We start from the raw sequence: 1,113 nt of genomic DNA, 5'->3' as shown, positions 1-1,113 counted from the left end.
GCGGGCGCGCAGCTCGGGGTCGTCGGTGCGCGCGGCCGCGGCGTCGAGGGCACGGCGGGCCTGCGCGAACCGTCGCGTGTTCGCCGCGTCGACGCCGCGCCGATGCAGCTCGCTCGCGGACAGGGGCATCCATCCAGGATGCCGTGCCGCGACCCCGGTGGGGAAGAGTGCGGGTCAGCCGCGGTCGTGCGGATCGGGGAGCTCGGCGAGCAAGGCGGACACGGCCTTCGCCGCCGCCGCCGGGGTCGCGCCCGCCACCGGGACGGCCCCGAGCTCCGCCGCGATGCGACCGGCGAGGTACGGCGCTGCGAACGACGTGCCGCTCCACACCGCGAAGCCGCCCCGGTAGTCGTCGGGGTCGAGCGTCTCGCGCACCAGGCCGTCGACGTCGGCCCTGGTCGCCGCCTGGGCACCGCCGACGAACGCGGGCGAGGTGCTGACGACCGCCGCGCCCGGGGCGTACACGTGCACCCAGGGCCCGACGTTGGAGAACAGCGCGACCGAGCGCGACGACGGGTTGAGGGCGCCGACGGCCACGTGCGGGGCGCCCTTGTCGGCGGGCAGCCCGTTGTCGGCTCCCGGCCACGGCCACAGCGACGCCGGGAAGGACGGCCGGTCGATCGCGTCGTTGCCGGCCGAGCACACGACCACGCAGCCGAGCTCGCGCGCCTTCGCCAGCAGCTCGTACAGCGTGCGGCTGAACAGCCCGTCGGTCGGGGTCTCGTGGTAGTAGCTGAGCGACAGGTTGAGCACGTCGATGGGGAAGCCCGTCTTCGGGTCCTCCCGGTGCCGGCGCAGCAGCTCCACCACCTGCGCCACGGTCTCCAGCAGGGTGCTCTCGTCGACCACTCCGAGCGCGCCGGCCACCCGGATCGACAGGATGTCGGCGTCGGGTGCGGTCTGCCGCACGATCCCGGAGATGAACGTGCCGTGCCCGGCCACCGCGTCGATCTCGCCGTCGAGCTGACCGTACAGGTCGGGGTAGCGTTCGGGGTCGGCGTCGTCGGTGAGCCCGACCGGGACGCCGTCGAGCTCGATGTGCCGCGTGACGATGTCAGACGGCAGCCAGGCGTGCTCGCCGCAGCCCGTGTCGAGCACCGCGACGACCGGGCT

Annotated in this window: 1 protein-coding gene; it reads right to left on the bottom strand. The window is 74.7% G+C overall.

Features of this window, described 5'->3' with window-relative positions; translation table 11 throughout:
- Nucleotides 1–174: 174 nt before the first annotated feature.
- On the bottom strand, nt 175–1,113 hold a 939-nt coding region (locus DW299_RS13615; protein ID WP_168443147.1), incomplete at its 5' end, for a S8 family peptidase.

This window comes from Microbacterium sp. K35, from assembly GCF_004794375.1.
Taxonomy (GTDB): Bacteria; Actinomycetota; Actinomycetes; order Actinomycetales; family Microbacteriaceae; genus Microbacterium; species Microbacterium sufflavum.
This window is presented reverse-complemented; position numbering and strand designations above follow the sequence as displayed.